This window comes from Sphingomonas bacterium, from assembly GCF_903644055.1.
In the GTDB taxonomy this organism is placed as follows: domain Bacteria; phylum Pseudomonadota; class Alphaproteobacteria; order Sphingomonadales; family Sphingomonadaceae; genus Sphingomonas_I.
The window spans coordinates 1-5080 of sequence record NZ_CAHJXD010000012.1 but is presented as its reverse complement, the minus strand read 5'-3'; the positions used below and the strand labels follow the sequence as shown (position 1 = coordinate 5080).

Annotated in this window: 7 protein-coding genes; 5 read left to right on the top strand and 2 right to left on the bottom strand. The window is 66.8% G+C overall.

What is annotated here, in order from left to right; translation table 11 throughout:
* The 5 genes from nudC to HUU94_RS00445 form a co-directional block, all read left to right on the top strand.
* The coding region (gene nudC, locus HUU94_RS00465) for an NAD(+) diphosphatase (protein ID WP_174273171.1) at positions 1 to 722 on the top strand (722 nt) is incomplete at its 5' end.
* Positions 723 to 750: 28 nt separating this feature from the next.
* Complete coding sequence (locus HUU94_RS00460) at positions 751 to 1119, top strand: hypothetical protein (RefSeq protein WP_174273170.1); 369 nt, start codon at positions 751 to 753, stop codon at positions 1117 to 1119.
* A 245-nt stretch (positions 1120 to 1364) separates the two neighbouring features.
* Complete coding sequence (locus HUU94_RS00455; protein ID WP_174273169.1) at positions 1365 to 1877, top strand: GNAT family N-acetyltransferase; 513 nt, start codon at positions 1365 to 1367, stop codon at positions 1875 to 1877.
* Between the two features lie 75 nt (positions 1878 to 1952).
* The gene (locus tag HUU94_RS00450; protein ID WP_217429527.1) at positions 1953 to 3524 is read left to right on the top strand and encodes a flavin monoamine oxidase family protein; all 1572 of its coding nucleotides are present in this window, start codon (positions 1953 to 1955) and stop codon (positions 3522 to 3524) included.
* 11 nt (positions 3525 to 3535) lie between these two features.
* Positions 3536 to 3922, top strand: coding sequence for a c-type cytochrome (locus tag HUU94_RS00445; protein WP_174273168.1), 387 nt, complete (start codon positions 3536 to 3538; stop codon positions 3920 to 3922).
* Positions 3923 to 4073: 151 nt separating this feature from the next.
* On the opposite strand, the gene HUU94_RS00440 is transcribed toward HUU94_RS00445, so the two are convergent.
* Both HUU94_RS00440 and HUU94_RS00435 read right to left on the bottom strand, forming a co-directional pair.
* Positions 4074 to 4637, bottom strand: a complete 564-nt coding sequence (locus tag HUU94_RS00440; protein ID WP_217429526.1) for a fasciclin domain-containing protein — start codon at positions 4635 to 4637, stop codon at positions 4074 to 4076.
* Positions 4638 to 4717: 80 nt separating this feature from the next.
* Positions 4718 to 5080, bottom strand: a 363-nt coding sequence (locus HUU94_RS00435) for an anti-sigma factor (protein ID WP_174273167.1), incomplete at its 5' end; no start/stop codon positions are given.

The window sequence follows — 5080 nt, the reverse complement described above, 5'->3', positions numbered from 1 at the left end:
TGCCACTGCCCGCGCTGCCGGCCGAGCAGCGCGTACTGCTCGGCACGATCGACGGCATCGCCCGCTATGCCCGGCTCGATCCGCAAGCCCCCGCCGCGCGCCGCCGGGGCGAGCTGTTCGCCGTGCTCGCGGCGCTCCCGGCGGGCGAGGCAGGCACCTATGCCACCGCGCGCAGCCTGCTCGACTGGCACGCCCGCCACCGCTTCTGCGCTTTCTGCGGCACGCCCTCCGCGCCGTTTCGTGCCGGCTGGGCGCGGCTCTGCCCCGCCTGTAGCACCGAACATTATCCGCGCACCGATCCGGTGGTGATCATGCTCGCCGAACATGGCGAGGGTGCCGAGGCGCGCGTCCTCGTCGGCCGGCAGCCGATGTTCGATCCGGGCCGCTATTCCGCGCTCGCGGGCTTCCTCGAGGTCGGCGAATCGATCGAGGCGGCGGTCGCGCGCGAGTTGCTGGAGGAAGCCGGCGTCGTCGCGCACGCGATCCGCTACGTCGCCAGCCAGCCCTGGCCGTTCCCGTCGCAACTGATGATCGCCTGCATCGCCAAGGTCGAGGACGACGCGATCACGCTCGACACGACCGAGCTGGAAGATGCTCTATGGGTGACGCGCGACGAGGTCGCCGCCGCGCTGGACGGCGCGCCGGACGCCCGCTTCGCCGCGCCCCCGACCTACGCTATCGCGAACACCTTGCTTCGGGCGTGGATGCTGGGGCATGCATAGCCTCGCTCGTAGGGAACGAGGGAGCCCGATGGCCTTGCTCGTCATGGTGGCAGCCGCAGGCTTGAGCGATATGGCGCCAGCCGTTCCCGCTCCGCACCATTATCTCAAGGGCGCGGAGTCCCGCCGTCCCTGCGAACCGTCAAACGGGCAGGAGGAGATCGTCGTTTGTGGTCGCGACGGGGAGAGCGATCGCCTGCGCGAGCCCGACGACGCCGCCTTTGCCTCGCCAGCGGTGCGTGCGCAGGTCGCGCTCGGCGGAGGCACGACACTCGGCGCAGGCGCGGACACGAAGACGCTCACCGCCGCGCAGCGCAAGGCAGCGCCCAACGAGCGATCGGTAACATACAGCAAGACTATGCGTCTGACGCTGAAAGTACCGCTGCCTGCCATCCGTTAGAGCTGTCCTGTTCAAGCTGAAACGTCACCCCTGCGTTGAGCTGGGGTGACGAGAGTTCAACGTGACAAAGAGCCTCTATGTGTTTGATCCTGTCCTTTGATGGTGCATCTCCGCAGGCATCAATTCGTCCGCGGGCGGATCGGCGATCATCGCCGTTCCCTGGCTGAGAGCCTGCCAAAGGCGCGTTTTCAAACAGACTCCGATCTGTCTGGACGAACACTGAGCCCGTAAGAGATACAGGGCGCATGCAGATCCGCCCCGCCACCCCCGCCGACGTGACCGCGATCACCGCGATCTACGCGCACCACGTCCTCCACGGCACCGGGACGTTCGAGGAGGTGCCGCCTCCGCCCGAAGACATGGCCGCCCGCCTGGCAAAGGTGGTCGCCGCCGGCGCACCGTGGCTGATCGCCGAGGATGACGGCGGCGCGCTCGGTTTCGCTTATGCCGCGCAGTTCCGCGATCGTTCGGCCTATCGCTTCACCGCCGAGGATTCGGTCTACATCCGCCACGATGCGATCGGCCGCGGCGTCGGCACCGCCTTGCTCGATGCGCTGATCGAGGCATCGCGCGCCTTCGGATATCGCGAGCTGCTGGCGGTGATCGGCGATTCCGAAAATCACGGCTCGATCGCTCTTCACCGCCGTTTCGGGTTCGTCGATGCCGGGATCATCCGCAACGTCGGCTACAAGTTCGATCGCTGGCTAGATGTCGTGTTCCTCCAGCTCACGCTATCGGACAGTCCAACGCCGCGCTGATCGAAGACAAGGCCGCTTGACTTCCCCGGGCCTCCCGGCCTCTTGCTGCGGCGCGGGACGCGAGGGGAATCAGCCATGAATATGACACGACGGTCCTTCCTCGAAGGCCTCGGCCGGATCGGCGGCACGACCTTGCTGTTCGCGGGCATGGAAGCGTTCGGGATGGGCATCGCCTCGGCGCAGATCGCGCCCCCGCCCCTCGATGGCGGCGGCAAGGGCAAGAAGGTCATCATCCTCGGCGCGGGCGTCGCCGGGCTGACCTCGGCCTATGAGCTCGGGCGCGCGGGCTACGATGTCACGATCATCGAGGCGCGCGCCTTCGCCGGCGGCCGCTCGCAGACCGCGCGCAAGGGCTTCCAACTCACCGAGCTCGGCGGCGAGACGCAGACCTGCCAGTTCGATGACGGCTTCTACATCAACCACGGGCCGTGGCGGATCCCCTTCCACCACCGCTCGACGCTGCACTACGTCAAGGAATTCGGCGTCGAGGTCGAGCTGTTCAACAACGATAACGACGCCGGCTACATGTATTTCACCAAAGGCTCGGGGCCGCTCGCGAACAAGCCGATCCGCAAGATGGAGCTCGCCGCCGACATGCGCGGCAACGCCGCCGAAATCCTCGCCAAGGTCGTCCAGTCGGGCAGCCTCGACAAGCAGTTCGGCGCCGACGACAAGGCGCTGTTCCTCGAATATCTCAAGTCCGAAGGCTATCTGGACGCCAAGGATTACAACTATCACGGCACCGACGGCCGGGGCTGGGTGGTCAGGCCCGGCGCCGGCCTCGTTCCCGGCACGCCCTCCAGGCCCTATGCCTTCGCCGACGTGCTCCATTCGGAGGGATGGAAGGCGCTGTCCTCGGTCTCCGAATGGGATCAGCAGCGCACGATGTTCCAGCCCAAGGGCGGGATGTACATGCTGCCGATGGGCTTCGTGAAGCACGGCGTCGGCGACAAGATCCGTTACTCCACCGTCGTCGAGAAGATCCGCCAGAACGGCAAGGGGGTCGAGGTCTCGGTCGTCGACGGCTCCGGCCAGCGCAGCACCGTCAAGGGCGATTGGTGCATCTGCACGATCCCGCTCTCCGTGCTCAAGACGATCGACAACGGCCTGTCCGCCGCGAAGAAGACCGCGATGAACGGCGCGGCCTATACGCCGGTCGGCAAGATCGGCCTCCAGATGAAGCGCCGCTTCTGGGAGGAGGATCACTGGATCTACGGCGGCCACGTCTACACCGATCAGAGCGAGATCGGCAGCATCTCGCTGCCGTCGACCAACTGGCTGGGGCAGAAGGGCGTGCTGCTCGGCTATTATCAATTCTTCGCCGATGCCGCTAAGGTCAGCGCGCTCTCGCCCGCCGGTCGCGCGAAGTTCGCCGTCGATTTCGGCCAGAAGGTCTTCCCGGCCTATGCCGACAGCTTCGAGAACGCCTTCTCGGTCGCCTGGCATCGCGTCCAATATAATCTCGGCGGCTGGGCGATGTGGAGCGACGAGACCCGTTCCCGCGACTATCCGGTGCTGCTCGAGCCGGACGATCGCATCTATCTCGCCGGCGAACATCTCAGCTACATCGGCGGCTGGCAGGCGGGCGGGATCGAGAGTGCCTGGATGCAGATCGCCGCGCTTCACAAGCGCGCATCGGCCGCTTGAACGGAGGAACCATGCGTAACGTCTTGCTTGCCACCCTGTTGATCACCCTCCCGGCCGGCGCCGCCATCGCCGCCGCGCCCAACGGCGCCGCGGTCTTCGCGGCCAATTGCGCGGCCTGCCATCAGGCGCAAGGCCAGGGCATCCCGGGGGCCTTCCCCACGCTTGCCAGGAACAAGTTCGTCGTCGGCGATCCCAAGCTCGTCGCGGCGACCTTGCTCAACGGCCGTGGCGGCATGCCCAGCTTCAAGGACGGCCTGAAGGACGATCAGCTCTCCGCCGTCGCCAGCTTCGTGCGCTCGAGCTGGGGCAACAAGGCTCCCGCCATCCCCCCCGCCACCTTCGCGGCCGTGCGCAACGGCTCCAAGATGGTCAAGGGCAAGCCGATGCCGGGGCATTAGAGTCGGATGACTTCAGCTCCACCCGCTCATGCTGAGTAGAGACCGAGTAGCTCCGTAGGAGCGTATCGAGGGCTCGTATCGAAGCACGGGCTCCAGGGCATGTCCTTCGATACCGGGCGCGGACCGACCTTATCGGCCCGCGCCCAGATCGTTACGGCATCAACACGGTATCGACGACGTGGATCACGCCGTTCGACTGGATCACGTCCTTGATCGTGACCGTCGACGTGCCGCCCTTGGCATCGGTGAGCACCAGCTTGCCCATCTTCATCGCCGCGGTGAGCGGCTCTCCGTTGACGGTAGTCAACGTCGCCGTGCCTTGGCCGGCCTTGATCGCGGCGGCGATCGTCTTCGACGTCATCGTGCCGGAAACGACATGATAGGTCAGGATGCTGGTCAGCAGCGCCTTGTTCTCCGGCTTTACCAACGTATCGACGGTGCCGGCGGGAAGCTTGGCGAACGCCGCGTTGGTCGGCGCGAACACCGTGAACGGGCCGGGGCCCGAAAGCGTCTCGACGAGGCCGGCGGCCTTGACGGCGGCGACCAGCGTCGTGTGATCCTTCGAATTGACCGCATTCTCGACGATGTTCTTGGTCGGATACATGGCGGCGCCGCCGACCATCGGATTGGCGGCGAAGGCGGGGGCCGACACGGCGGGCACGCCGCCGACGATGGCGAGCGCCACGAAGGCAGTGCGCAGGTTCAGCTTGATCATATCGGCATCCTTGTCTCGCGCGACCTTCACGAGATCGCGGCGGAGCTACGGAGCCCGAGCGGCCCCGGATGCAACACGCGTTAAGTTTTCTGGACGACGCCGCTCATCACCACGGGGCCGGTCGGCTTTCCGGTCGGCGATCCGCCCAGCGGCTCTATCGTCACCGCCAGCGTCGCGCCCGGCGCGATTTCGCTTACGGCACCGCTGCCGAACAGCCGCGAGTGCGGTGCGGCGGGATCGATCACGCCCAGCGATCGCGGCGTCTTGTCGGCGGGGATCACCCACAGCTCGGCGGAATGCTTGCCGGGATCGAACGCCACCGCCGAGAAGGTCAGCCGACGCTGGTCGGGATCGAAGCTCACCGCGACGACGCCCTTGCCATCGGTGCCGCTCAGCATCGCCACCATCGGCGGCCGGGGCGCGGGCGGGCGCGCCGCGGGCAC

Excerpts from the sequence above, each read along its gene's own strand:
- HUU94_RS00460 (WP_174273170.1), top strand. The coding sequence starts at position 751 with ATGGCCTTGCTCGTCATGGTGGCAGCCGCAGGCTTGAGCGATATGGCG.
- HUU94_RS00445 (WP_174273168.1), top strand. The coding sequence starts at position 3,536 with ATGCGTAACGTCTTGCTTGCCACCCTGTTGATCACCCTCCCGGCCGGC.
- HUU94_RS00455 (WP_174273169.1), top strand. The coding sequence starts at position 1,365 with ATGCAGATCCGCCCCGCCACCCCCGCCGACGTGACCGCGATCACCGCG.
- HUU94_RS00440 (WP_217429526.1), bottom strand. The coding sequence starts at position 4,637 with ATGATCAAGCTGAACCTGCGCACTGCCTTCGTGGCGCTCGCCATCGTC.
- HUU94_RS00450 (WP_217429527.1), top strand. The coding sequence starts at position 1,953 with ATGAATATGACACGACGGTCCTTCCTCGAAGGCCTCGGCCGGATCGGC.